Here is a 22,087-nt window from a genome sequence, read left to right as displayed (position 1 = left end):
GTTGATTTCCCACGTCAGCGGCGGGTGTCGCGGGTTTCGCGGCGACGGCGACCCGGCCTGCGAGGCGTCAGTGGAGTGGACCTGTGGCTTGTTCGGGTGAACGTCCCTCAATGAAGGAGTGACGGGCGCGAACGGCGGCCCGACATGACGAAGGTCCGCGATGCGCCCTGTCCTGGGCGCACCGCGGACCACCATCCCCGTCAGCGAGTGCCGACCGCCGCTCGGACGGCCTTGCGGGCCATCTGGCAGTCGTCGTGCAGCCGCCTGAGCAGCAGCCGCTGTTCCTCGCCGGACGGCGCAGCACCCGGGTGGGCCGGTCCTGGTGCCGCCGGGGTCGTCTCGTGCATCGACCGCTGCACGGCCGTCTCGTACGTACGGATCTCCCTGGTGACGACGAGCATGAGGTTCACCAGGAACGCGTCGCGCGCCGCCGGTCCCGCCGACTGCGCGAGCTGGCTGATCTGCCGCCGGGCGACGGGCGCGTCCCCGAGGACCGCCCACAGCGTCGCCAGGTCGTAGCCCGGCAGATACCAGCCCGCATGCTCCCAGTCCACCAGCACTGGACCGGCCGGTGACAGGAGCATGTTGGACAGGAGCGCGTCGCCGTGGCAGAACTGGCCCATGCCCTGGCGGCCCGCCGAGTGCGCGATGCCGTGCACCAGTTTCTGCAGATCGCCCATGTCCCGGTCGGTGAGCAACCCCAGCTCGTGATACCGGGAGATCCGGGCCGCGTAGTCCAGCGGGGCGTCGAACGTCCCCGCCGGTGGCCGCCACGCGTTGAGCCGGCAGATCGCGCCGAGTGCCGCCCTGATGTCCGCTCGCGGCGGGGACTCCGCCGGATGCCGCTGCAGCGCCGCCACCCGCCCCGGCATCCGTTCGATCACCAGGGTGCAGTTGTCCGGGTCCGCCGCGATCAGGCGCGGCACCCGCACCGGGGGCCGGTGCCGCACGAACGAGCGGTACGCCGCTATTTCATGACGGATCCGCTCGCTCCACACCGGGGAGTGATCCAGTAAGCACTTGGCGACGGCGGTGCTGCGCCCTGTCGTGCCGACCAGGAGCACGGATCGGCCGCTGCGGCGCAGCACCTGTACCGGAGAGAACTCCGGACAGATCCGGTGCACCGACGCGATCGCCGTGCGCAGCTGCGCCCCCTGGGGGCCGGACAAGTCGAGTCTCCCGCTGAGCGGTTGGGTACCGAGCCCCGGCACGCGCCGTGACCTACCGGCACCGAGCACGGGAGCCGCCCCCGGGCGTGCGGGGTCGAGATAAGGGCCGCTGCCGACCGGGCGGGCGTGCAGTGACCGGGGCGGAGCGGACACGGAGGACGATGCTGCGTACATGGGCGAAACAGATCCCTTCGTGTGCCTGCAAGTTGCTGCGCTACCCGCCCCGGCCGCCCTGGTGCACCCTGGGGAGTGTCCCTTCGGCGACCGGGTCGGGGTGGCGCTTTCCTACCTGACACCCGATGCCCAGTGGCACACCATCTGGCGTGCCCTGGCGAACCCTGGCGAATAGTCGCTCAGCAACTGACAGACGGTTAGTGTCAACTCAGCCGAGAACCTGGGGGCTTGACGTGAGCGGACAACCCAACACCCGCCTTTCGGACCTGTTCGGCCTGGCCGGCTGGTCCAAGGGGGAACTCGCGAGGATGGTCAACCGGCAGGCGGCGGCCATGGGCCACCCCCAGCTGGCGACGGACACCTCGAGAGTGCGGCGGTGGATCGACACGGGAGAGATCCCGCGCGATCCGGTGCCGCGGGTGCTGGCAGCACTGTTCACCGAGCGTCTCGGCCGTGTCGTGACCATCGAGGATCTCGGTCTGGTCCGGCACGGGCGCACGGGGAAACGGCCGGGCGGCGGGAGTGTGGAACATCCCGACGGCATGCCGTGGGCGCCCGAGCGGACTGCCGCGGTCCTCACCGAATTCACGGGAATGGACCTCATGCTCAACCGACGCGGCTTGGTGGGCGCGGGCGCCGCGCTCGCCGCCGGATCCGCTATCAGCAGCGCCATGCAGGACTGGCTGCACTCCGATCCGGCCCTCGCGGCCGACGCCCCTGACATCGACAATCCCCTGCACGCCGACCCCGCTGGGTTCGACCGCTACGAGGCCGCCCCCATCGGGTCGCAGGAGATCGAGGAACTGGAGCGCTCGGTCGAGGTGTTCCGGGCCTGGGACGCGGCCCGCGGGGGCGGACTGCAACGCAAGGCTGTCGTGGGACAGCTCAACGAAGTGGGAGGCATGCTCTCCTACCGACACCCCGACCATCTGCAGCGGCGCCTGTGGGGCGTCGCCGCCAACCTCGCCGTCCTCGCGGGCTGGATGTCGCACGACGTCGGCCTGGAGCCCACGGCCCAGAAGTACTTCATCATCGCCGCGCACGCGGCCCGAGAAGGCGGTGACCGGCCCCGCGCGGGCGAGGCGCTCTCCCGAGCGGCCCGCCAGATGGTGCACCTGGGCCGGCCCGACGACGCGCTCGACCTCATGAAGCTCGCCAAGTCCGGATCGGGCGACGAGGTCCTGCCGCGCACCCAGGCCATGCTCTACACCATCGAGGCCTGGGCACAGGCGTCGCTGGGCAAGGGCCAGGCCATGCGGCGCACCCTGGGGGAGGCGGAGGACCTCTTCGTCTCGGACAAGGGTGACGTGCCGCCGCCGAGCTGGATGCAGCTGTTCGACGAGGCGGACATGCACGGGATGCAGGCCCTGGCCTACCGCACGCTCGCGGAGCACGACCCGTCCGCCGCCGCCGTCGCACAGCGCCACGCCAAGGAAGCCCTGGAGCTGCGGGAGAAGGGCCGGGACCGGTCGAAGATCTTCGACCACATCTCGCTCGCGTCCGCATGCTTCATCGCCGACGACCCCGAACAGGCCGACCGGTACGCACGCCTGGCCCTGACCTCGATGGGCTCGAACTCCTCCCACCGCACCTGGGACCGGCTGCGTGAGATGTACCGGCTGACGGGGCAGTACTCCAGCTATCCGAAGATCAACGATCTGCGTGAGGAGATCAAACTGGCGCTGCCCAAGGGCGCGTTGAAGGCCAGGGGCGGCAACAGCGCACGGGCATAGGGGGCCTGTGCGGCTGTTCACCACAGGCGTCGGACCGTGCCGGCGTGCTTTCGGGTTCTGCCCGCGTGCTGTCGGGTCGTGCCCGCGTCAGGTGGCAACCCTGGCGATCAGTACGCAGGCGTCGTCCTCGCGCTCCGTCTCGCCGAACTCCTCCACGACCATCCGTACGCAGTCCTGTGCGGCGCGCGCCTCGCCGAAGCGGGGGGCCAGGTCGAGGAGACGGCTGACGGCCGCGGTGTCGCCTCCACCCCCGACCTCGCTCGAGTCGTGGGACTCCCATGACTGGGACTGGTCCCATGACCGGGTCTGAGGAGACACCCAGCGCCGGGGAACCAGTCCGTCGGTGTGAAGGAGGAGCAGGTCGCCCGGTTCGAGCGTCTCCTCGGCCTGTCCGTAGACAGCGCCTGAGGTGGCGCCGAGCAGGACGCCGTCCGGCGGCGAGAGCACGCGCCCCGTCCCGTTGCGGAACAGCAGCGGGGCGGGGTGTCCTGCCTGCGCCCAGGTCAGCGTGCGGCTCTCGGGCCGGTAGCGGCAGCACATCGCGCTGCCCAGAGCCGGCTGGACCGAGGCGTCGAGTAACTGGTTGAGCCATGCCATGAGCTGTCCGGGCTCGGTACCAGCCACGGCCATACCGCGCAGGGCGCCGATCATCATCGCCATGCCGGAGGTGACGGTCACACCGCGGCCGGTGAGGTCACCGACGCTCAACAGCGTGTCCCCGCTCGGCAGTTCGAGTGCGTCGTACCAGTCGCCGCCGATCAGCTCGCTCGTCGAGGACGGCAGATAGCGCGCGGCCAGGTCCAGCGTCTCGGGTCCCTGGCGTGGGAGGCGCAGAGAACCGCGCCACGGCGGCAGCACAGCCTCCTGCAACTCGACCGCTAGCCGGCGCTCGGTCTGGGCGAAGTGCCGTTGGTGCTGCAGGGAGTCCCGGGTCTCACTGACGGTCCGCTGGCTGCGGCGCAGCTCGCTGACGTCCCGCAGGACCGCCCACATCGAGGCGGTACTGCCGTCCGTGTCGAGCACGGGCTCGCCCATCACGTGCACGGTCCGTACGTCGCCGTCGGGCCGGACGATGCGGAACTCGCCGTCGATCGGCTTGGCGTCGATGAGGCAGTCCGTGACCATCGCCGTCAGCCTCGGCCGGTCCTGTTCCAGGACCACGGAGGGCAGTTCGTCGAGGGTGAGCGGGGGAGCGGCGGGGTCACGGCCGAGGATCTGGTAGAGCTCACCGGACCAGGTCGCCTCGTCCGTCAGCAGGTTCCACTCGGCGCTGCCGACCCGGCTGAGCAGTGAGCCGTGCCGGGGTGCGGTAGGCACGGCCCGTACGGTTTGAGCCGCCGCCTCGTGCTCGACGGGAACGGCCGGCGGGCCGTCCCTCAACTGCGCCAAGTGCTCGTCGAGATCGCTGAGTTGATGCATCGCCAGATCGCACAGGGCCCGCTGCCAGCGTCCCTCCGGATCTGTGCCGTCGGCCGGCGCGTCGCGCCGTACGGCGTCCACCTCGCCCCGCAACCGGCGCGTCTGCGAAATGAGCGCGTCGACCGAGCCGCGCGGGGGCGGCTGGGCGGCAGGGTGGTCCGCCGAGAGATGGGACGGCATGACGTACTCCGATACAGGCACGGTACGACCAAGGCTGAAGGAAGGACCGGTTACGACTGTCGCACAGCCTGCGACGCCCTGTAAGGGATTTGGCAACACACGACGCGGTGGTGCCTGTGGCATATGTCGCAGTCCTCATGGAGGGTGCGGGCGGGGTGAATCCAGTACGCGGACCGGTCGGTCAAGTCGCAGACAGGATAGGCGAGTTGATGGAGTGACGGCAGTGGCTGCGACTCACTCAATCGTATGTTCGGTGAGCATGTGTGCGGTGCTCGATCGAGGTTTCGCCGCGTCGGTGCCGCGCTGCCCTGCGTCAGTACCGCTGGGCCTTGACCAGCTTGGGCGTCAGCACCGGCTCGGCGGGCTTGCGGCTGATGGCGAGCGGCTGGGCGCGCTCGCCCGGGTCGAGGTCCTCGGCGCCCACGAACCTCGTCTCCACCGTCTTGCCGGAGGAATCGAGGAAGTCGACCTGCACGGCGTACGAAGCCTGCGCGTCGGTCTTGTTGGTGATGCTCACGACGACGGCGAGCAGGCCACCGGTCTCGGACCTGGGCTTGCCCGTCATGGAGACGTCGGACATCGCGTTGCCCTGGCCGTCGACGTCCTTGAGCTCGTTCTCCGCGGCCTCGTTGGCCCGGCCGACCTCCGCCGACACGGACGCCTCGAAGGAGGACGCCGCGGCCGAGGCGGAGGAAGCCGCCGCTGAGGCCCGGGCGCGCGCGGACTCGACGGCCGACTCGTTGACGGAGGGGGCCGTACCCGAGAAGGACGCCGTGTCGGGCGGGGACGGCCGTTCGCTGAAGGACGGGTCGGAATCGCCGGAGTCGCTGTCGGTGCTGCACGCCGCGAGCGTGCTCATGGCCGCGGCGACCGCCGCCAGTGCGACGGCGGCCGAACGAGTCCTGCCAGGCCGGCGAGGGCCACGGGGCGAGCGTGTGTTCATCGCGCGCTGTCCTTGCTGTCGGTGCCTGGTCGATCACTGCCGGATCGGTCGACGAAATGAACCTTATGCCGGAAATTCCGGCAAGGCATTTCGGATCGGCCGGGCCCCAGTCACTCGCCCCGCACCGGGTCTGCCGCTTTCGCGGTCAGTAGCGCAGTACTCCCGCGATGCCCGCCGCGTCGCCGAGCGTGCCGTCCGGGACGAAGCGGACCTGCGCGCCGGTGTCCAGGCACTGCTCGACGATCTCGTCAACGATGTCGTCGCGGGCGTCCAGATCGTCGGTGTCGGCCGGGACGAGATGGTCGCCGCCGTCGTCGCGTACGGTCACGCGGTAGTTCTCCTCGACGGCCAGCAGCCGGACCCGGCCCGCGGTCGCGTTCTGCCAGACCTCGTCGACACCTGCCGCGAACGCCCGTCGGCCCTTGGCCGTTTCGAGTTCCCGAGCCACGGTGTCGGCGCTCTTGCGGTCCTCGGCCGTGACCAGAGGGCTGACCGCCTGCCACACGGCGTCGGCACTCGCGTGCGCGAGACCGCCGCGCGCCATGTGGACGGCGTCCTTGGTGACGGTGCCGACCTCGTCGAGAAGGGAGAGTGCTGCCTGCTCGCCGGTGACGTACACGGGTCGCGGGTCGCCGCGCAGAACGCTGGCCAGGACGGTGTCGCCGTCCCGCAGGAAGTGGCGGGTCCGCTCGTCGCGGAAGGTGCTCGGCAGGTCGCCGACGCGTTCCTGGCGCTCGGCGTCCGGGTCCTCCAGGCTCCGCGTCAGCGGGAAACCGGCCGCCCCGGACTCGACGACATGCCCCCCGCCGCCGCTCCACAGGGAGATCCGGTCCGCGGAGACGGCCAGTACCCAGAACGGGCGCTCGGCGGCCTGCGCGGCGACGAGATTGCGGGTCAGGAAGGTGTCCGAGAGGACGACACGCTCCGGCACGCTCCGAGCCAGCGACCACACCTGGTGCTCCCCGGGAGCGGCGAAGATCGCCAGGCCGTCCTCGGCGTGCGCCAGATCGACCTCCGCGAGCGCCTGCTCCAGCTGACCGGCGACGTCCATCCGCAGCTCACGGGTGACCGCGGGATCGGACTCCAGCTGCTTCTTCGCCTTGGCCAGGACGTTGCGCAGCCGGACGGGATCCTGCGCGTTGTCGGGTTCGCGGCGATGGGTCGGAGTGAGCACCGACACGGCCGGATAGGGCCGCGGGCGGCGCAGTTCGGTGAGTGTGGTGGGGCTCAGAACATGCTCCATATATGCACCATATGACCGAATGGGTGAACGGGCATGCGGAGGAGTGGAAGAGGAATGGAACCGGATCGGGCCAACGGCGCGAGGCGGGCGCCGTGGCCCTCGCGATCCTCAGTCCTCCGCCCCGCACGAGCTCCCGTCGGCCGGCAATGAGCCGTACAGCAGGAAGTCGTCGACCTTGCGGTGCACGCACTTGGAGGACCCGTACCCGGTGTGGCCCTCGCCCTTGTTGTCGAGGACGACCGCCGACGAACCGAGCCGCGCCGCGGTCTCCGTGGTCCAGCGGTACGGGGTCGCGGGGTCGCCGCGGGTGCCGACGAGGAGCAGCTTCGGGGTGTCCACGTCGCGGACCTTGTCGCGGATGTAGGTGGTGCCCTTGGGGCGGCCGTAACACATCAGGACCTGGGTGAGGCGGTACTCGCCGAAGACCGGTGATGCCGCCTCGTACTCGGCGCGCAGCCGGTCGATGTTCTCGGTGATCTGGTCGGCGGTGGGCCGGTCGGGGTCGTCGGCGCAGTTGACGGCCATCAGCGCGGCCGGGAGGTTGTCGACCGGGATGTCGCCCTCGTCGACCAGGCCCCCCTCCCCGTCCTCGGCGAGCCCGCCGTCGTTGGGAACCGTGATGCCGCCGGGCAGGGAGATGCCGCCGCCGGCGAACCGCATGATGCCCCGGGTGTCGCCGTCCTGGACCAGCGAGGTCAGCGCCTGTGACAGGGCCGGCCACAGTTCCTTGCTGTAGAGGGCCTGAACGATCGCGCCCACCAGGTCCTGGCCGGAGAACGGTTCGCCGAAGTCCCCCGGCACCGGGTCCTCGTCCAGCGAATCGACCAGCCGGACCACGTCCTGCCGGGCGGTGCGCGTGTCCTGGCCGAACGCGCAGTTGATGTCCTCCGTGCACCAGTCGAGGAAGTCCTCAAGCGCTGTCTGCTGGCCCTGCGCGCCGACGATGCCCTGTTCGCTCAGCGGTTCGGTGAGGGTGTCCACGCCGTCGAGCACCAACCGGCCCGTCTTCTTGGGGAACTGGGCCGCGTACACCGCGCCCAGCCGCGTTCCGTACGAGAAACCGAGGTAGTTGAGCTTCTTGTCGCCGAGGGCCTCGCGCAGCACGTCGAGGTCGCGCGAGGCGTTGACCGTGCCTATGTGGGGCAGCACGGGCCCGGAGTTCTCGGCGCACTCGTCGGCGGCCCGGCGCAGTATGTCGAGAGCGGCCCGCGGGTCGTCCCTGTCGTCCGCGTCGGGATCCGCCTCGTCCACGGCCTCGCCCGTTCCCTCGCCACAGCTGACCGGGGAACTTCTGCCGACGCCGCGCGGGTCGAAGGTCACCACGTCGTAGCCGTCGGTCAGGCCCATGAAGTCCTCGCCGCCCGCGGCGAGTTCGCTGACTCCGGGGCCGCCGGGACCGCCGAAGTTCAGTACCACCGAACCCCTGGCCTTCCCCGTCGCCCGGATACGGGCCAGGGCGAGGTCGAGTGTCCCGTCGGCCGGTTTCGCGTAGTTGACCGGGACGGTCGCCTTCCCGCACTGCAGGTCGTCGGGCAGGCCGTCGCCCTCGCAGGCGGACCACTTGATCCGCTGGTCGTAGAAGCGGGACAGATCGGGACGGTCGGGGTCCGCCGCGGCGACCGTCGGCAGCCCGGCTCCCAGCAGGGCCAGCGTCACGGCGCCGGTGAACGCCCGGCGTTGATGCGTGGACAGCATGAAGGCCTCCCGGAACGCCCCGGCGCGCAGCCGGGGATTCCCCCTCGATCACGATAAGGGGGCACTCCCGGCCACGCCTCCGGGCGGGCGGACCTGCGCCGGAGGCCTTACTCTGCCCGCCGCGCGCCCCACGGCGCGGCGTCACGGCAGCGCGCCGGACAGTTCGACTGGGGCACCGCCCGTTGGGGTGAAAAATCGGCAACCCACTAACCCGCATCGCCCACCGGCGTTTTATCCGGTGCGGGTGAGTGCCCGCGACCATGTCTGGAAGGCAGGGAACCTATGAAACGGGTTGCCCGAAATGGTTTGATCATCGCGGCCGCCGCCTCCGGCGCCGTGGCCGTGACGATGCCGGTGTACGCGGACTCCGCGGCGGACGGCGGCACGGCCAAATCGCCGGGGGTGATCTCCGGCAACACCATTCAGCTCCCGGTGCACGTTCCGGTGAACGTGTGCGGGAACACGGTGAACGTGGTCGGACTCCTCAACCCCGCAGCGGGCAACCGCTGCGCCAACGAGGGCGGCCACGGCAAGGGCGGCGACGGCAAGGGCGGTGCCCACGAGGGTTCCGGCGGTGCGGTCGCCGAGGGAGGGGCAAAGGATTCACCGGGTGTGATCTCCGGCAACGGCATCCAACTCCCGGTCCAGCTCCCCGTGAACGTCACCGGCAACTCGGTGAGCGTCGTCGGCATCGGCAACCCCGCCGTCGGCAACGAGTCCACGAACACGTCCCAGGAGCGACCGCACCACCCGGAAAAGCCGGTGGTGCCGCCCGCCCCGAAGCCGGTGGAGCCGCCGAAGAAGCCGGTGCGTCCGGCGCAGCCCGAGGTGGAGCCCGAGGCTCCGCGGGCCGTGCCGCACGGGCCCGGAGCGTCCCTCGCCCAGACCGGCACCGACCTGATGGGCCCGACGGTCGCGGCCAGCGCCGCACTGATGCTGGGCGGTGCCGCGCTGTACCGGCGCTTCCGGACGGCTGTCACGCCCGGGTCCGGGCACGCCGGTTCGGCCGGTCCGGAGTCCGCGGACGGCTCCTGACCCGACCCGCGGTCGGTCCGCCGGGCTCGTGGCCGGTCGTGGCCCCGAGCCGGTGACCGTACGTCGACCTGGCCCGCGGTCGCCCAGCCGGACCGGGCCCGCGGACGTGGTCCCGGTCGCGGACGGACCCCTACCCACGGTCCTCCGAGTGCCGCCCCCTCGGCAGTGCGCTGAATCGCGTCACGGCAGCACCGCGTCGATTCTCAGCCGAGTGACACCTCCGAGGACGGAAGACCCCACCGGGCACACCAACCGGTGGGGTCTCCCTCTGACAGCGCCCGCGCGCCCCAGGTCCGAGGGGCATCGCCCGCGGCCCGGCGCTCAGGAGTCGGCCGGGGCCACGTCGTCGCGCAGCACGCTGTACCGCACCGCGTCCCGCCACCGCCCATCGCGGAACCCCGCACTCCGCAGCACGCCCTCGCGGGTGAACCCCGCCTTTTCCAGGGCCCGTTGTTCGGCGATGTTCTCCACCTCGGTGTCCGCCTCGATCCGGACCACCTGCGTGTGCGCGAACAGGTACTCGACCAGCAGCCGCTGCGCCCGCGTACCCACCCCCTTGCCACGGGCCTCCCGCAGCAGGGCGATCCCCATGTTCCAGTAGTACGAAGTACGGGTGGCGACGATCCTGCGCCAGGCGACGAACCCCACCCCCTCCCCGTCGAGCTCCACGATCAGATGGCCCGCCTCGTCCGTGATCAGGCCGGTCTCGGACCACTGCCGTCGCCAGCGTCCGGTGTCCCACCAGCCGTACCACTGGAAGGGCGAGGACTCCTCCGGGTCGGTCAGGAACCGCTCCATCACGGTCAGGCCGTCCTCGTCCACCGGGCGCAGTGTCACGTGATCCATGAAGGGCCACCCTAGGCGCGGCCATCGGCTCTGTACTCCCTCCTGGGAAGGACACTGGCTCATTGCCGCGCCACGCGCCGAGGACATCGGGAAGGATGCTGCGCGGGCGCGGCTGATCACCGCACTCCGCTTGCCGTGTTCCGACTCCCTTCCGCCCCCCTTCCGGCATTCCGACGAAATGGAGCGCACAGATGACCCCTCCGAGCCCCGCAGGCCTCGTCGTCACTCAGGCCTCACTCGACGACTGGCCGGTGATCAAGGGGTGGGCGGCGGACGAGGGGTGGGATCCGGGGGAGTCGGACGGCGCGTGCTTCTTCACCCAGGATCCCGAGGGGTTCTTCCTCGGCAGGATCGACGGGGAGCCGGTCTCCGCGATCTCCGTCGTCAACTACGGCGCCGACTACGCCTTCCTGGGCTGCTATCTCGTACGCCCCGATGTGCGTGGTCGTGGTTACGGTCTCACCACCTGGAAGACGGCCCTCGCCCACGCGGGCGGCCGGACCGTCGGACTCGACGGCGTGGTCGCCCAGCAGGGCAACTACCGGCAGTCGGGGTTCGAACTCGCCTACAAGACCTTCCGGTTCGGAGGCGTCCCGGCCGCCGGGGAGTCCGCAGGCACCGGTGTCCGGGCGGCCGAGGCGGCGGATCTCGACGCGATCACGGCCTACGACAGCGCCTGCTACCCCGCCGACCGGCCGGGCTTTGTGGAGCGCTGGCTCACAGAGCCCGGGCACCGCGCCCTGGTCCGTGTCGTCGACGGGCGGCTCACCGGCTACAGCGTGATCCGGCCCGCACTCACCTCGCTGCGCATCGGACCGCTGTTCGCCGACACCGCCGAGGACGCCCGCGCCCTCTTCGCCGCCCTGGCAGCCGAGGCCGACGGCCGCCCGGTCTCCGTCGACATCCCCGAGACGAGCGCGGCCGGAGTCGCCCTGGCCGAGGAGTACGGTCTGACCCCGTCGTTCGAGACGGCCCGGATGTACACCGGGCCCGTCCGCCCGTACGCCGCGGACCGGGTCTATGGAGTCACGACTCTCGAACTGGGCTAGCCGGACGGGCAGTTGTCGGCCGTCTGTCGGCCGTCGTGGTCTCGCCGCTGTGGCTGAACATCCATGCCATGCGGGGCTCGACGACGAACCGGAACACGGAGCGGACCGGGCCCGAGCACAGCACCGTGATGAGCCCCACGGCGGCCACGGTGACGGCCAGTTCGCCGAGCGGGGTACGCACCCATGCGTGGTCGTACCAGTCCCAGAAGCGGGACGACTTGATGACGAAGCCGTGCAGCAGATAGCCGTACATCGTCCCGGCCCCAAGTGCAGTGCACCACAGGTGCCGACCCGGTACCCAGGACAGGAAGCAGCCGGTCAGGACCAGCGCGAGCAGGAACAGCGCCGGGGTGGTGAACAGCCCCGCCCAGGCCGGCGCGCCCTGGCCCGTGACACTGCCCCGGTGGTAGAACCATCCGGCGCCGAACCAGGGCGCCACCACGTACGCCGTACCGAGGGCCACCGCGACCACCGGCAGCGCGAGCAGCCGTACGCGCCAGGTGCGCAGCCGCTCGAAGTGCTCGGCGCGCAGCGTCAGTCCGAGCACGAAGAACGGCAGGAATCCGAGGATCCGTTGGATCGAGATGTCCCCGCCCAGGTCGGGTGAGACGGCGGCGAGTACGGCGAAACCCAGCGCGACCGGAACCGGGTGGCGCAGCGCCAGCCAGATCGGGGTCGTCAGCCGCCAGACGAACAGCGCGACCAGGAACCACATCACGTACCAGGGATCGAGCAGGCTGAACGGATAGCCCGGATCGTCCCGCGCCCAGCGATAGAAGAGCGTGTAGGCGGTCTCGAAGACGAAGTACGGCACGACCACGCTGGTCAGCAGTCGGCGCGCCCGGCCCGGCGCCATGTCGAAACTCCGGGAGAAATAGCCGGAGATGAGCGCGAACGCCGGCATGTGGAAGGCGTACACGGTCAGATACGCCGCCGTCGCGGCCCTGCTGCCGTGGGTCAGCGGCTCCCAGGCGTGACCGCAGGCCACCAGCACGATGGTGAGGTACTTCGCGTTGTCGAAGTACGGGTCTCTGCGGGCGGGTGCCGGCCTGGCCCGCTTCTCCGGCAGGCGTTCCCGCAGAGCGACGGGCGCGGGGGCTGATAAGTCTTGCGACACCACATCTCCTGGCCTCGGGGCGGGGAACCGATCCGTCCCGCCTGCCCCCTCTCGTACGGCTCAGTCGTCGCGTACGTTCGCGTGCCGCGCGGACAACCGTTCGAAAGTGGCCACGATGGCACCAGGCAGCCGGTCCGGGTCGGCGTCCGTCAGGACGATGGCGGCCTCGTAGCAGGCCTGGCAGACGGCGGCGGCGAGCACGGCCGTCTCCCGGTCGGCCCCGTGGCGCTCCAGCACGTCGAGCGCCGCCGCCGCGTACGCGCGCTGCTTCAGCAGGCTGCGGGCGAGCAGCGCGGGATCCCCGTTGATCAGGCGCTCGCGCTCGGCCAGCCAGGTGGTGTGTTCGGCGATGCTGCCCACCAGTGCGCTCAGGCCCGCGCGGCCCGCGTCCAGCGCGCGGTCGAGTGAGTCGCCGATGGGAGCGAGGGAGGCGGCGGCGTCGTCGACGGCCGAGACGAGTGCCTCGCGGTGCTGCTCCTCGTCCGCGAAGAGCACTTCCTGTTTGTCGGTGAAGTAGCGGAAGAAGGTCGTCCGGCCGACTTCGGCACGGCGGGCGATGTCGGTGACCGTGACCGCCTCGAAGCCGTGCTCGACGAAGAGCTCCATGGCCGCGTCGATCAGGGCCCCGCGGGTCCGCAGTCGCTTGCGCTCCCGGAGAGGGATCTCATCGTCGCTGCTCAGCGGCTTGCCGTTGTTCATGGGGTCAGGATATCGGGCCGCGGGGTACCCGATCCATAATGGTATCGAGTACCGTTTGGTACTGAGAGCCGATTTACCCGCGGGTGGATCGATTCTCCGTACGCGCGTGCCTCACCTCCTCTCTCACGGTCGGAGCAAGCCATGTCTGCCATCCCCTCTCCCGGAACCGTCCTCCTCACCGGCGCGGGGCGCGGTCTCGGACGCGCCACCGCCCTGACGCTCCTGCGTGACCGTCCCGACCTCCATCTCCTCGTCGCCGTCCGCTCGGATCCGGACGGACTCGCGGCGCGGCTCGCCGCCGAGACCGGTTCGCCGCGGGTGCGCGGCATCGCCTGCGATCTGTGCTCACTCGACTCCGTACGCCAAGCGGCCGACTCCACAAGGGAGTTGCTCGACTCCGGGGAACTCCCGCCGCTGCGTGCCGTGGTGGCGAACGCGGGTACGCAGGCCGTCACTGCCACGAATCGGACGGCCGACGGCTTCGAAGCCACCTTCGGCACCAACGTCCTCGGGCACCATCTGCTGATCCGGCGGCTTCAGGACCGGCTGACGGCGCCGGGACGCATAGTCCTCGTCGGCAGTGGCACGCACTTCGGGGACTTCCGGCACACCTGGGGGCTGACTCCTCCGCCGCGCACCGCACCGGTCGCCGAGCTGGCGCTGCCCTGGACGACCCCGGACGCCGACACCGTCAAGGCGGGCCGGTCCGCGTACGCGGCGAGCAAACTGGCCACCGTGCACCTCGCCCACGAGCTGGACCGCCGCACCCCCGAGGGCATCGGCGTCTACACCTTCGACCCCGGTCTGATGCCGGGCACCGGCCTCGCCCGCGAGGCGGGACCGCTGGACCGCCTCGCCTGGAACAGCCTGCTGCACCTCACCCGCGTCCATCCCAGCTCGACCAACCCGCGCGCGTCCGGCCGCAAACTCGCCCAGGCCGCCGTTGCTGAGCCGGTCGCCCCGTCCGGGAGCTATCTCGACCGCGGCCGTCCCGTCCGGTCCTCGCCCGCGTCGTACGACCCCGCCCGCGAGGCCGAACTCTGGGAGGAACTGGAACGGCTGGTCGCCGCCAAGGGGGCCTATCCCTCCGCGTGATGGAACCGCCGGTGCAGGGCCCGCACCTCGTCGGCCAGCTCCGGGACCGGCCCCTCGACGAGCACGCCGGGTGCCACCTCCTGGATCGGCAGCGGACGAACTGGGCCGGCGGGGACGCCCAACTCTCCGAGCCAGGCGGACAGTTGCTCGGACGACGCCACGTACACGATGCGGCCGAGGCCCACCCAGCCGTGTGCCGCCGCGCACATCGGGCAGTGTTCGCCGGAGGTGTAGACGGTCGCCGCGGCCCTCTCCTCCGGTGTCAGATGCGCCGCCGACCAGCGGGCCAGCTCGAACTCCGGGTGGCGGGTGCGGTCACCGGAGGCCACCCGGTTGTGGTCCTCGGCCAGGACCGTGCCGTCCGCGCCCACGAGGACCGACCCGAACGGCTCGTCACCGGAGTCCAGCGCCTCGGTCGCGAGCTCGACACACCGGCGCAGATGCTTCAGCTCGGCTTCATTCACCATGGCGTACCCGCCCTCCTGTTGACCTTGGACCGACCGTACTCAACTCCGTGCGGCGCCGCGAGGGAAAAGCGTGCCGACGCCCCGCGGCCACGATCGCGAGCGTCACCGTGACCAGCAGGAATGTCGCCCAGGGGAGGGCTTCGGCGCCCGAGCCCTCCAGGATCAGACCGCCGGTGAGTGAACCGGCTGCGATGCCCGCGTTGTAGACGGTGGCCTGCAGCGAGGTGGCCACATCGGCGTTCGCGGGACCGGAGGCGTCGACCAGCGCGGTCTGGATGAGCGTCGGCGCGCCACCGAACGCCACACCCCACAGCGCGACCGAGACCAGAAGCACGGCTCCATGACCGGCGTACGTGCCCAGCGCGAGCATCGCGGACGCGAGCAGGGCGAGCGCACCCAGCAGGGTCCGGCGTGGATGCCGGTCGATCAGCAGCCCGGTGAGCCAGATCCCGACGACGGTCGCGGCACCGAACACCAGCAGCACCAGCCCCGTACGGCCGAAGCCCGCGTGCTCCGAGAACGGTGCCACGTACGTGTACATCACCTGATGACCGACGAGCAGCGTCAGCGTGACCGACAGGACCGTGCCGATGCCGGGCAGCGCGGCGACGCGGGGCAACGACACGCGCTTGCCCCGCGCCTCACCGGGAAACCCCGGCACTCGGCGTCGTATCCACACCACGAGCAGCACCGCCAGCAGCGCCGGGGCGGCGAAGGCCGCGCGCCAGCCGAGTGCGTCTGCCAGCGCCGTGCCCGCGGGAAGTCCCAGGGAGAGCGCGAGCGTGATGCCCGCCAGCACGATCGCGATGGCCCGGCCGCGCCGCTCGGCCGGCACCATCCGGGCGGCGTACCCCACGAGCATCGCCCACAGCGTGCCGCCCATCGCCCCGGCCGCGAGCCGTGCCGCGAAGGTCAGCCCGTACGAGGACGACAGCGCGGTGACGGCGTTGGCGGCTGCGAAACCGAGCAGGGCGCCGATGAGGACGGGCCGTCGCGGCAGCCCGCGCAGCGCGGCGGTGAGCGGGATCGCAGCGAGGAACGACGCGACCGCGTAGCCGGTCACCAGGAAGCCCACCCGTGACTCGGAGACCCCGAGATCCGGTGCCATCCGCGGCAGCAGACCCGCCGGAAGAAGCTCCGTCAGTACGGCGGTGAAGGCGGCCGTGGACAGGGCGAACAGTCCCGAGAGCGGCAGACCGGGCTCGGCGGGCGCAGGCGTGGCCGTGGGCCTGGATGTGGGCGTGCCGGGGCCTTCGCCGGTCGGTGCGGTCGTCATACGGGCCATGCTGAAACGTTCACATCAGTGTGAGGGCAAGTCCGCCGGGCGACCGAGGCGGGTCCGCGGGTCGAGGACTGGCCTGTCGATACGTTCCGACGACGGCGGCCGGACCTGGACACACCCCGCCGTGATCATCGAGGAGACCGATCCGACGCGGGGCGGGGTCGCCTCCGGCCCGGCGGTGTACGGTCCACCGACGGCGGCCGGACCTGGTCCGCGCCGGTGAAGGTGGCCGGCCTGCGCACCAGGTTCCTCTTCCAGGACCCCGAATCCGGTGAACAGGTCTCGCACACCACCAGCCTGCTCTCCGACACCGCCATCGACCGTCGCACCGGGCGCATCCATGTGGCCTGGCAGGACTCGCGGTTCGCCGACGGCGCCGCCGACTCCGTGGCCATGGCCGCTTCCGACGACGGTGGCCGCACCTGGTCCACGCCGGTGAAGGTGAACCGCACGCCGACCGGAATCCCGCTGTCCAATCAGCAGGCATTCACCGTGGCGTTGGCGGTCGGCGACGACGGCACGGTCGCCGTCTCCCACACCGACTTCCGGCACAACGGCACGGGCGAGGCGCTGCTGACGGACCGTTGGCCGGCGCGCTGCCGACCGGGGCCCGCCGACTGTACGAGCGATGCGGCGACCTGGCGGGAGACCCGGCTGACCCCGACGTCGTACGACATGCGCCGGGCACCGAGGATCCCGGACGAGGCCAGTCCGCGCGGCTACTTCCTGGGCGAGCGCATGGGGTTGGTCGCGACCGGGCGCGGGTTCACCGCGGCGTGGGCCGTGCCGGAGGCCCCGGGCAGGGCCGCGGTGCATGCCTCCACGTCCTGACGTCCGCCTTCCGACGTCTACCTCCTGGCGTCCACGTCTTGACGGGAGTAACAGCCGTCTCTATCGTCACGACCGCTCGTTCGTAAAGTTCCCCGAAACTTTCGAATATGCCTTGTTGAGGCCCCGCCAGGGGCGCAGGGAACCGCGCGACCGCGACAAGGCACAACGCACCGGCAGCCGACGTCCAACGCCCAGCACCTGCCCACCCCTTCCTTCCTCCGGACGACGAGGAGCCGCACATGGGACACCTGACTGTTCGCCAGAGACTCGCCGCGTTATTCACCGGAGCCCTCCTGCTGGGAGCCGCTCTCACTCCCTCCGCCTCTGCCCAGGCACCTGAATCGACCACGTGGACGGGCACCTGGGCCACGGCCCCCACCACCGTCCCCAAGACGGACGCCACGGCCTTCCACGATCAGACGATCCGGCAGATCGTTCACACCAGCATTGCCGGAAGCGCCCTGCGCATCCGCCTCTCGAACGAGTTCGGCAAGCAGCCACTGAAGATCGGCGAGGTGCATGTCGCCCGCCGCGCGTCAGGTACGGACGAGCCGACCATCGACCCCGCCACGGACCGCGAACTGACCTTCTCGGGCAAGTCATCGGTCACGATCCCCGCCGGAGCGCCCGCCCTCAGCGACCCCGTCACACTCCGCGTACCCGCGCGCTCCGAGCTCGTCGTGAGCCTCCACCTCCCCGAGAGCACTCCGGGATCGACGGTCAACTCCTTCGCCGCGCAACGCAGTTACATCGCGGCGGGCAACGTGACGGGCGAGACGAAGATCGAGCCCCAGTCCGTCACGGAACGCTGGTACTTCCTGACAGGCGTGAGCGTCCGAGCCACCTCCACACGGCCTACGGCCACAGGCTCCTCCGGCACGGGCAAGGCATCGGCCGCCGTCGCGCTCGGCGACTCCATCACGGCCGACACCACCCTCGGCACCAACCACCGCTGGACCGACTACCTCGCTCAGCGCCTCCAAGGACCCGGCGGCCCCCGCCACCCCGTCGGCGTCCTCAACAAGGGCATCAGCGGCAACCGCCTGCTCCACGACCCCAACCCGCCGGCCGGCCACCCCTCCGAGGCGTACGCCGCGTACTTCGGTGAGAGCGGACTCAAACGCTTCGACCGTGATGTGGCCGCCCAGCCAGGAGTCCGCCATGTCCTCGTCCTGCTCGGCGTGAACGACCTCGGCCACCCCGGAAACATCGCCCCGCTCTCCGAGAAGGTGACCGGCCAGGACCTGATCGACGGCCACCGGCAACTCATCGCCCGCGCCCACGAGCGCGGACTGCGGATCTACGGAGCCACCATCACGCCGTTCAAGAACGACACGCTCGGCTTCTACACGCCCGAGAACGCGGCGGCGCGCCAGACCTTCAACCACTGGCTGCGCACGAGCGGCGAGTACGACGGTGTGATCGACTTCGACGCCGCGCTGCGGGACCCGGCCGATCCCGAACGACTCCTCGCCGCCTACGACAGCGGCGACCACCTGCACACCAACGACGCGGGCCGGGAGGCGATGGCACGGGCGGTGCCGCTGCGCTTCTTCAAGTGACCACGTCCACCGGCAACGCAGCGTGGCGTCCGAATCCCGCCAGCATCAGTGATCGGGGCACCCCACTATGAGGAGTGGAACGAAAGTGGATGAAAGGGAGGCCACGATGACCGCCTTTACGACGATCGACAGCCCGTTGGGCGAACTGCTACTGGTCGGTGAAGAGGCTCTGGACGGTGTGACCTTGACGTCGCTGTCCATGCCGGGGCAGCGGAACGCCCCTGCTGTGAAGCCCGGTTGGCGGCGCGATCCTGACCGCTTCGCGGCCGTCACCCGGCAGCTGGCCGCCTACTTCGCCGGTGAACCCACCGGGTTCGACATCGAGTTCACCCCGAGCGGTACGGAGTTCCAGCAGCGCGTGTGGCATGCGCTGGAGGAGATCCCGTACGGCACGTCGACCACGTACGGCGCGCTCGCCGAGCGGCTCGGTGTGCCCCGCGAACGGATCCAGGCGCTGGGCGCGGCGATCGGAGCGAACCCTTTGCTGCTGGTGCGCCCGTGTCACCGGGTGATCGGCGCGGACGGCACCATGCGCGGCTACGCCGGAGGTGTGGAGCGCAAGGTCCAGCTCCTCACCCACGAGGGCGTCCTGCAGCCCACCCTCCTCTGACCCCCTGAGGCAACGACGAGGGCGAACGTTTCCGCGCGACCATCGGCATGGCCCGCCATCACGCCGAAACCCCGTTGCCCGTCCGTCCCACGGGTGCTGGAGTGGAGTAATGGATCACGCAGCGGTACTGGCACTGTTCGACCGGGACATGCGCGAGGGTGCGCGCCCCTTCGGTCTCGACTCCGTGGTGGAGCGCGTCGGAGGGGTGGTGCGGCATGTCGGACCTGAGAAGGGCTGGAACGGGGTGCTCTGGTCGGACCTCTCGGAGGTCGACGCGGACGCGGCGATCGCCGAGCAGGTCAGGCATTTCACGGGCCTGGGCCTGGAGTTCGAGTGGAAGCTGTACGCGCACGACCGGCCCGTCGACCTGGGGCGACGGCTGCGCGCGGCCGGTTTCACGGCCGAACCCGAGGAGACGTTGATGATCGTCGAGGTCGGCGAGCTGGACCTCGACGTCAGGCCACCGCAGGGCATCGAGCTGCGGCCCGTCACCGACGCCGCGGGCGTCGACCTCGTGGCCGACGTCCATGAGCAGGCCTTCGGCTCGGACAGCTCCCGGCTCCGCCACCTGCTGCTCACCCAGCTGGCCGAAGAGCCGGACACCGTGGTCGCCGTCGTGGCCCTCGCCGATGACGTGCCGGTGAGCTCGGCCCGTATGGAACTCATCCCCGGCACACGGTTCGCGGGGCTGTGGGGTGGCGGCACAGTAGAGGCCTGGCGCGGTCGCGGCATCTACCGCGCCCTGGTCGCCCACCGCGCCCGTATCGCCGCCGACCGCGGCTACCGCTACCTCCAGGTCGACGCCTCCGACGAGAGCCGACCCATCCTCGAACGACTCGGCTTCGCCCCACTGACGACGACCACGCCGTACGTGCACCCCGTCGCACGGCTGTGACGACGCCGTCTCACAGATCGAGCTGGTACTCCACCGCCTTGTGCGTGGGCAGATAGCCGAGCCTGTCGTTGATGCCGCGCATATGTGCGTTGCTGTCGGCCGTGTCCGTCAGCAGGCCGCCGAGTTCCGGATGGTGTGCGCGGGCCTGCCGGATGGACTGTGCCTTCATCCAGAGGCCGAGACCGTGGCCCCGGTGTTCGGGCAGCACCCCGGTCCCGTAGTGCTGTGCGTCCCCCCGGCCGTCGCCGGGAACCACGAGTTCGGAGAAGCCGGCGACCGAACCGCTCGCGGTGTCCACCACGGCGACGGTGTGCAGCAGTTCGCCCCCCTTGGCGATCGCCTCGGCGGCCGAGAGCACCCGGTCCACGTCCCAGACGACCGTGCCGTAGTCGGTCCCGTCCATCGGCATGTCGTCCATGGCCCGGCGCGAGTGGGCGAAGGTGAGGGCCAGTTCGGGCGGTACCGTGCCGTCCCACTGGACCAACCGGTAGCCCTCATGGGGCTGTTCGACGATCTCGTCGATCCGGCGAAGGTCGGCGTCGGCCAGCGGGAGCCGGGCGTACGTCAGCGCCAGCACCCTGCGGAAGCCGCGCGCCGACAGGAAGAGGTCGCCGGGAGAACCGGCCTCGGCCTGGGCGAGAACGGAGCGGCGCCCCTCGTCCCGTGCCGCCGCGACGGCCGCGTCCAGGAGGCCGCCGCCGACACCGCGCCGGCGCTCCGCCCGGTGCACGGCGATCTCCAACTCGGCGAGATGCTCCTGCCCTTCCTTGGTGAACAGCCGCAGAAAGGCGGATCCGACCGGCGCCCCCTCGTCCTCGGACGCGAGCCACGCCAGACGGCGGCTCGACGCGCTGGGCTGGGGATCGGTGAGCGCGGTGATGCGGTGCGGCAAGGTGTCTCCGTCACGGTTGAGGTGCGGTGCGGGCTGCGGGGGGAAACCCGCAGACGCTAGCCGTGACGGAGAACGACCTGCAACAGCTTTTCGTATTGCCACTCTTCGTACTGCCGGTCTTCGTACTGCGACGCGCCATGCGGTAGACGGCGGACGCCTCGTGGAGCCCCGGCATGCGGTGCGCCGCGATCTGTCGTGGTCAGCGGCGCCCTGCCTTCGACCGGTCCAGGGCCGTGACGCCGAGCGCCGCGAGTCCGATCTGGATCAGCCACTCGATCCAGTCCACTCCGTTGGTGTCGGACACGTCGAACGCGTTGGCCAGCACCGATCCTATGAGCGCGGCCACGATGCCGACCGCGATCGTCCACAGAATGCCGATGCGCTGACGGCCCGGCACAACGAGCCGGCCCAGCACACCGATGATGATGCCGATCACGATGGCACTGATAATGCCCGAGATCTCCATCTCAGCCCCTCTTCGCCCCTCTTCGTCATGCTCCTTACGCCTACAAGTGCCCCGTCGTCGTGAGTGCAGTCCGGGCGGTTTCCCTCAGCCGACGCCGTTTCCGGTCCAGCCGGTGACGCCCAGCACCTCGCGCGCGATGTCGATCACCTCGCGGTCGTCCGTGACCACCCGTACGGTGTCCGCGGGCGCCCGTTCCTCCAGCAGCCGGGCCTTGTTCGCGCTGCCCCGCAGCTCCTGTTCCAGCTCGGAGCCCAGCTCGCGCCCCTTCAGCCGCTTGGCGGCGGTGGCGTCGGAAGCGGTGAGGAGCACCCGTACGAGCCGTACGTCCTCGCCCATCGCCCGCTCGAACATGCCCGCGGCCTCCGTCAGCACGCTCACGGTGTTCGTGTAGATCAGACGCCGGTGGCCGAGCTCGGCGAAGTTCGCCCACACCGCCGCCAGATTGCGCTCGGTGATCACTGCCCGGTGCGGATCGTCCTCCGGCGCCGGATGCACCTGCCCCATGAAGTCGCCCTCCAGCACGGCGTGGGCGACCTGCGCCCGCCGGAGCCGGGCCGAGACCTCCCAGCCCACGGTCGACTTCCCGACACCCGCGCGCCCACCGATGAGCAGAACCTCCGCATGATCCATGGGAGCAGCCTGCCAGCCGGGGACGGGCTCCCGCGATCGAGAACCGCCCGAAAAC

Annotated in this window: 21 protein-coding genes; 8 read left to right on the top strand and 13 right to left on the bottom strand. The window is 70.7% G+C overall.

Annotation, left to right across the window (positions count from 1 at the left end):
- Nucleotides 1–200: 200 nt before the first annotated feature.
- Complete coding sequence (locus tag AOK17_RS01865; protein ID WP_055610477.1) at nt 201–1,343, bottom strand: aminoglycoside phosphotransferase family protein; 1,143 nt, start codon at nt 1,341–1,343, stop codon at nt 201–203.
- A gap of 233 nt (nt 1,344–1,576) precedes the next feature.
- On the opposite strand from AOK17_RS01865, the gene AOK17_RS01860 reads away from it, so the two are divergent.
- Nucleotides 1,577–3,076 (top strand): DNA-binding protein NsdB, encoded by a 1,500-nt coding sequence (locus AOK17_RS01860; protein WP_055610476.1) that lies wholly within the window; start codon nt 1,577–1,579, stop codon nt 3,074–3,076.
- An 87-nt stretch (nt 3,077–3,163) separates the two neighbouring features.
- Here the strand turns inward: AOK17_RS01860 and AOK17_RS01855 are convergent, their stop codons facing one another.
- The 4 genes from AOK17_RS01855 to AOK17_RS01840 all read right to left on the bottom strand — a co-directional run bounded on the left by AOK17_RS01855 (nt 3,164) and on the right by AOK17_RS01840 (nt 8,556).
- Entirely contained in the window at nt 3,164–4,675 is a 1,512-nt protein-coding gene (locus tag AOK17_RS01855; protein WP_055610475.1) for a PP2C family protein-serine/threonine phosphatase, read from the bottom strand.
- A gap of 313 nt (nt 4,676–4,988) precedes the next feature.
- Nucleotides 4,989–5,618: a hypothetical protein gene (locus AOK17_RS01850; protein ID WP_055610474.1), complete on the bottom strand. Its 630-nt coding sequence runs from the start codon at nt 5,616–5,618 to the stop codon at nt 4,989–4,991.
- A 145-nt stretch (nt 5,619–5,763) separates the two neighbouring features.
- Nucleotides 5,764–6,861, bottom strand: coding sequence for a baeRF3 domain-containing protein (locus AOK17_RS01845; RefSeq protein WP_055610473.1), 1,098 nt, complete (start codon nt 6,859–6,861; stop codon nt 5,764–5,766).
- A 108-nt stretch (nt 6,862–6,969) separates the two neighbouring features.
- Nucleotides 6,970–8,556, bottom strand: coding sequence for an alpha/beta hydrolase (locus tag AOK17_RS01840; RefSeq protein WP_055610472.1), 1,587 nt, complete (start codon nt 8,554–8,556; stop codon nt 6,970–6,972).
- Nucleotides 8,557–8,838: 282 nt separating this feature from the next.
- On the opposite strand from AOK17_RS01840, the gene AOK17_RS01835 reads away from it, so the two are divergent.
- The gene (locus tag AOK17_RS01835; RefSeq protein ID WP_055610471.1) at nt 8,839–9,591 is read left to right on the top strand and encodes a chaplin; all 753 of its coding nucleotides are present in this window, start codon (nt 8,839–8,841) and stop codon (nt 9,589–9,591) included.
- A gap of 321 nt (nt 9,592–9,912) precedes the next feature.
- Here the strand turns inward: AOK17_RS01835 and AOK17_RS01830 are convergent, their stop codons facing one another.
- The gene (locus AOK17_RS01830) at nt 9,913–10,437 is read right to left on the bottom strand and encodes a GNAT family N-acetyltransferase (RefSeq protein ID WP_055610470.1); all 525 of its coding nucleotides are present in this window, start codon (nt 10,435–10,437) and stop codon (nt 9,913–9,915) included.
- A 191-nt stretch (nt 10,438–10,628) separates the two neighbouring features.
- Between AOK17_RS01830 and AOK17_RS01825 the strand changes: the two genes are divergently transcribed.
- On the top strand, nt 10,629–11,486 hold the full coding sequence (locus tag AOK17_RS01825) for a GNAT family N-acetyltransferase (protein ID WP_055610469.1): 858 nt from the start codon (nt 10,629–10,631) through the stop codon (nt 11,484–11,486).
- Here the strand turns inward: AOK17_RS01825 and AOK17_RS01820 are convergent.
- Together AOK17_RS01820 and AOK17_RS51510 are read right to left on the bottom strand one after the other, a co-directional pair.
- Nucleotides 11,464–12,603, bottom strand: coding sequence for an acyltransferase family protein (locus tag AOK17_RS01820; protein ID WP_055610468.1), 1,140 nt, complete (start codon nt 12,601–12,603; stop codon nt 11,464–11,466). The genes AOK17_RS01825 and AOK17_RS01820 overlap by 23 nt on opposite strands.
- Nucleotides 12,604–12,663: 60 nt before the next feature.
- A complete protein-coding gene (locus tag AOK17_RS51510; protein ID WP_055610467.1) occupies nt 12,664–13,302 on the bottom strand; it encodes a TetR family transcriptional regulator in 639 nt (212 codons plus the stop codon).
- Nucleotides 13,303–13,443: 141 nt separating this feature from the next.
- On the opposite strand from AOK17_RS51510, the gene AOK17_RS01810 reads away from it, so the two are divergent.
- On the top strand, nt 13,444–14,397 hold the full coding sequence (locus tag AOK17_RS01810; protein WP_055610466.1) for an SDR family NAD(P)-dependent oxidoreductase: 954 nt from the start codon (nt 13,444–13,446) through the stop codon (nt 14,395–14,397).
- Here the strand turns inward: AOK17_RS01810 and AOK17_RS01805 are convergent.
- Together AOK17_RS01805 and AOK17_RS01800 are read right to left on the bottom strand one after the other, a co-directional pair.
- Complete coding sequence (locus AOK17_RS01805) at nt 14,382–14,864, bottom strand: nucleoside deaminase (protein ID WP_055610488.1); 483 nt, start codon at nt 14,862–14,864, stop codon at nt 14,382–14,384. The two genes, AOK17_RS01810 and AOK17_RS01805, sit on opposite strands and share 16 nt — an antisense overlap.
- The gene (locus tag AOK17_RS01800) at nt 14,854–16,140 is read right to left on the bottom strand and encodes an MFS transporter (RefSeq protein ID WP_107102270.1); all 1,287 of its coding nucleotides are present in this window, start codon (nt 16,138–16,140) and stop codon (nt 14,854–14,856) included. The genes AOK17_RS01805 and AOK17_RS01800 overlap by 11 nt, the downstream gene beginning before the upstream one ends.
- 225 nt (nt 16,141–16,365) lie before the next feature.
- On the opposite strand from AOK17_RS01800, the gene AOK17_RS01795 reads away from it, so the two are divergent.
- From AOK17_RS01795 to AOK17_RS01780, 4 genes are all read left to right on the top strand, one after another.
- Nucleotides 16,366–16,977 (top strand): hypothetical protein, encoded by a 612-nt coding sequence (locus tag AOK17_RS01795; RefSeq protein ID WP_055610465.1) that lies wholly within the window; start codon nt 16,366–16,368, stop codon nt 16,975–16,977.
- Nucleotides 16,978–17,216: 239 nt separating this feature from the next.
- The gene (locus tag AOK17_RS01790; protein WP_055610464.1) at nt 17,217–18,539 is read left to right on the top strand and encodes an SGNH/GDSL hydrolase family protein; all 1,323 of its coding nucleotides are present in this window, start codon (nt 17,217–17,219) and stop codon (nt 18,537–18,539) included.
- 106 nt (nt 18,540–18,645) lie between these two features.
- A complete protein-coding gene (locus AOK17_RS01785; protein WP_055610463.1) occupies nt 18,646–19,149 on the top strand; it encodes a methylated-DNA--[protein]-cysteine S-methyltransferase in 504 nt (167 codons plus the stop codon).
- 109 nt (nt 19,150–19,258) lie between these two features.
- Complete coding sequence (locus AOK17_RS01780; protein ID WP_055610462.1) at nt 19,259–20,044, top strand: GNAT family N-acetyltransferase; 786 nt, start codon at nt 19,259–19,261, stop codon at nt 20,042–20,044.
- A gap of 10 nt (nt 20,045–20,054) precedes the next feature.
- On the opposite strand, the gene AOK17_RS01775 is transcribed toward AOK17_RS01780, so the two are convergent.
- From AOK17_RS01775 to AOK17_RS01765, 3 genes are all read right to left on the bottom strand, one after another.
- Nucleotides 20,055–20,936: a GNAT family N-acetyltransferase gene (locus tag AOK17_RS01775; protein ID WP_055610461.1), complete on the bottom strand. Its 882-nt coding sequence runs from the start codon at nt 20,934–20,936 to the stop codon at nt 20,055–20,057.
- A 199-nt stretch (nt 20,937–21,135) separates the two neighbouring features.
- Entirely contained in the window at nt 21,136–21,402 is a 267-nt protein-coding gene (locus AOK17_RS01770) for a GlsB/YeaQ/YmgE family stress response membrane protein (protein WP_055610460.1), read from the bottom strand.
- A gap of 84 nt (nt 21,403–21,486) precedes the next feature.
- Nucleotides 21,487–22,032, bottom strand: a complete 546-nt coding sequence (locus tag AOK17_RS01765; RefSeq protein WP_055610459.1) for an ATP-binding protein — start codon at nt 22,030–22,032, stop codon at nt 21,487–21,489.
- Nucleotides 22,033–22,087 lie beyond the last annotated feature (55 nt).

The organism is Streptomyces phaeochromogenes (assembly GCF_001418655.1).
GTDB lineage: Bacteria > Actinomycetota > Actinomycetes > Streptomycetales > Streptomycetaceae > Streptomyces > Streptomyces phaeochromogenes.
This window is presented reverse-complemented; position numbering and strand designations above follow the sequence as displayed.

Excerpts from the sequence above, each read along its gene's own strand:
- AOK17_RS01865 (WP_055610477.1), bottom strand. The coding sequence starts at position 1,343 with ATGTACGCAGCATCGTCCTCCGTGTCCGCTCCGCCCCGGTCACTGCAC.
- AOK17_RS01855 (WP_055610475.1), bottom strand. The coding sequence starts at position 4,675 with ATGCCGTCCCATCTCTCGGCGGACCACCCTGCCGCCCAGCCGCCCCCG.
- AOK17_RS01850 (WP_055610474.1), bottom strand. The coding sequence starts at position 5,618 with ATGAACACACGCTCGCCCCGTGGCCCTCGCCGGCCTGGCAGGACTCGT.
- AOK17_RS01845 (WP_055610473.1), bottom strand. The coding sequence starts at position 6,861 with ATGGAGCATGTTCTGAGCCCCACCACACTCACCGAACTGCGCCGCCCG.
- AOK17_RS01840 (WP_055610472.1), bottom strand. The coding sequence starts at position 8,556 with ATGCTGTCCACGCATCAACGCCGGGCGTTCACCGGCGCCGTGACGCTG.
- AOK17_RS01835 (WP_055610471.1), top strand. The coding sequence starts at position 8,839 with ATGAAACGGGTTGCCCGAAATGGTTTGATCATCGCGGCCGCCGCCTCC.
- AOK17_RS01830 (WP_055610470.1), bottom strand. The coding sequence starts at position 10,437 with ATGGATCACGTGACACTGCGCCCGGTGGACGAGGACGGCCTGACCGTG.
- AOK17_RS01825 (WP_055610469.1), top strand. The coding sequence starts at position 10,629 with ATGACCCCTCCGAGCCCCGCAGGCCTCGTCGTCACTCAGGCCTCACTC.
- AOK17_RS51510 (WP_055610467.1), bottom strand. The coding sequence starts at position 13,302 with ATGAACAACGGCAAGCCGCTGAGCAGCGACGATGAGATCCCTCTCCGG.
- AOK17_RS01810 (WP_055610466.1), top strand. The coding sequence starts at position 13,444 with ATGTCTGCCATCCCCTCTCCCGGAACCGTCCTCCTCACCGGCGCGGGG.
- AOK17_RS01805 (WP_055610488.1), bottom strand. The coding sequence starts at position 14,864 with ATGGTGAATGAAGCCGAGCTGAAGCATCTGCGCCGGTGTGTCGAGCTC.
- AOK17_RS01800 (WP_107102270.1), bottom strand. The coding sequence starts at position 16,140 with ATGACGACCGCACCGACCGGCGAAGGCCCCGGCACGCCCACATCCAGG.
- AOK17_RS01790 (WP_055610464.1), top strand. The coding sequence starts at position 17,217 with ATGGGACACCTGACTGTTCGCCAGAGACTCGCCGCGTTATTCACCGGA.
- AOK17_RS01785 (WP_055610463.1), top strand. The coding sequence starts at position 18,646 with ATGACCGCCTTTACGACGATCGACAGCCCGTTGGGCGAACTGCTACTG.
- AOK17_RS01780 (WP_055610462.1), top strand. The coding sequence starts at position 19,259 with ATGGATCACGCAGCGGTACTGGCACTGTTCGACCGGGACATGCGCGAG.
- AOK17_RS01770 (WP_055610460.1), bottom strand. The coding sequence starts at position 21,402 with ATGGAGATCTCGGGCATTATCAGTGCCATCGTGATCGGCATCATCATC.
- AOK17_RS01765 (WP_055610459.1), bottom strand. The coding sequence starts at position 22,032 with ATGGATCATGCGGAGGTTCTGCTCATCGGTGGGCGCGCGGGTGTCGGG.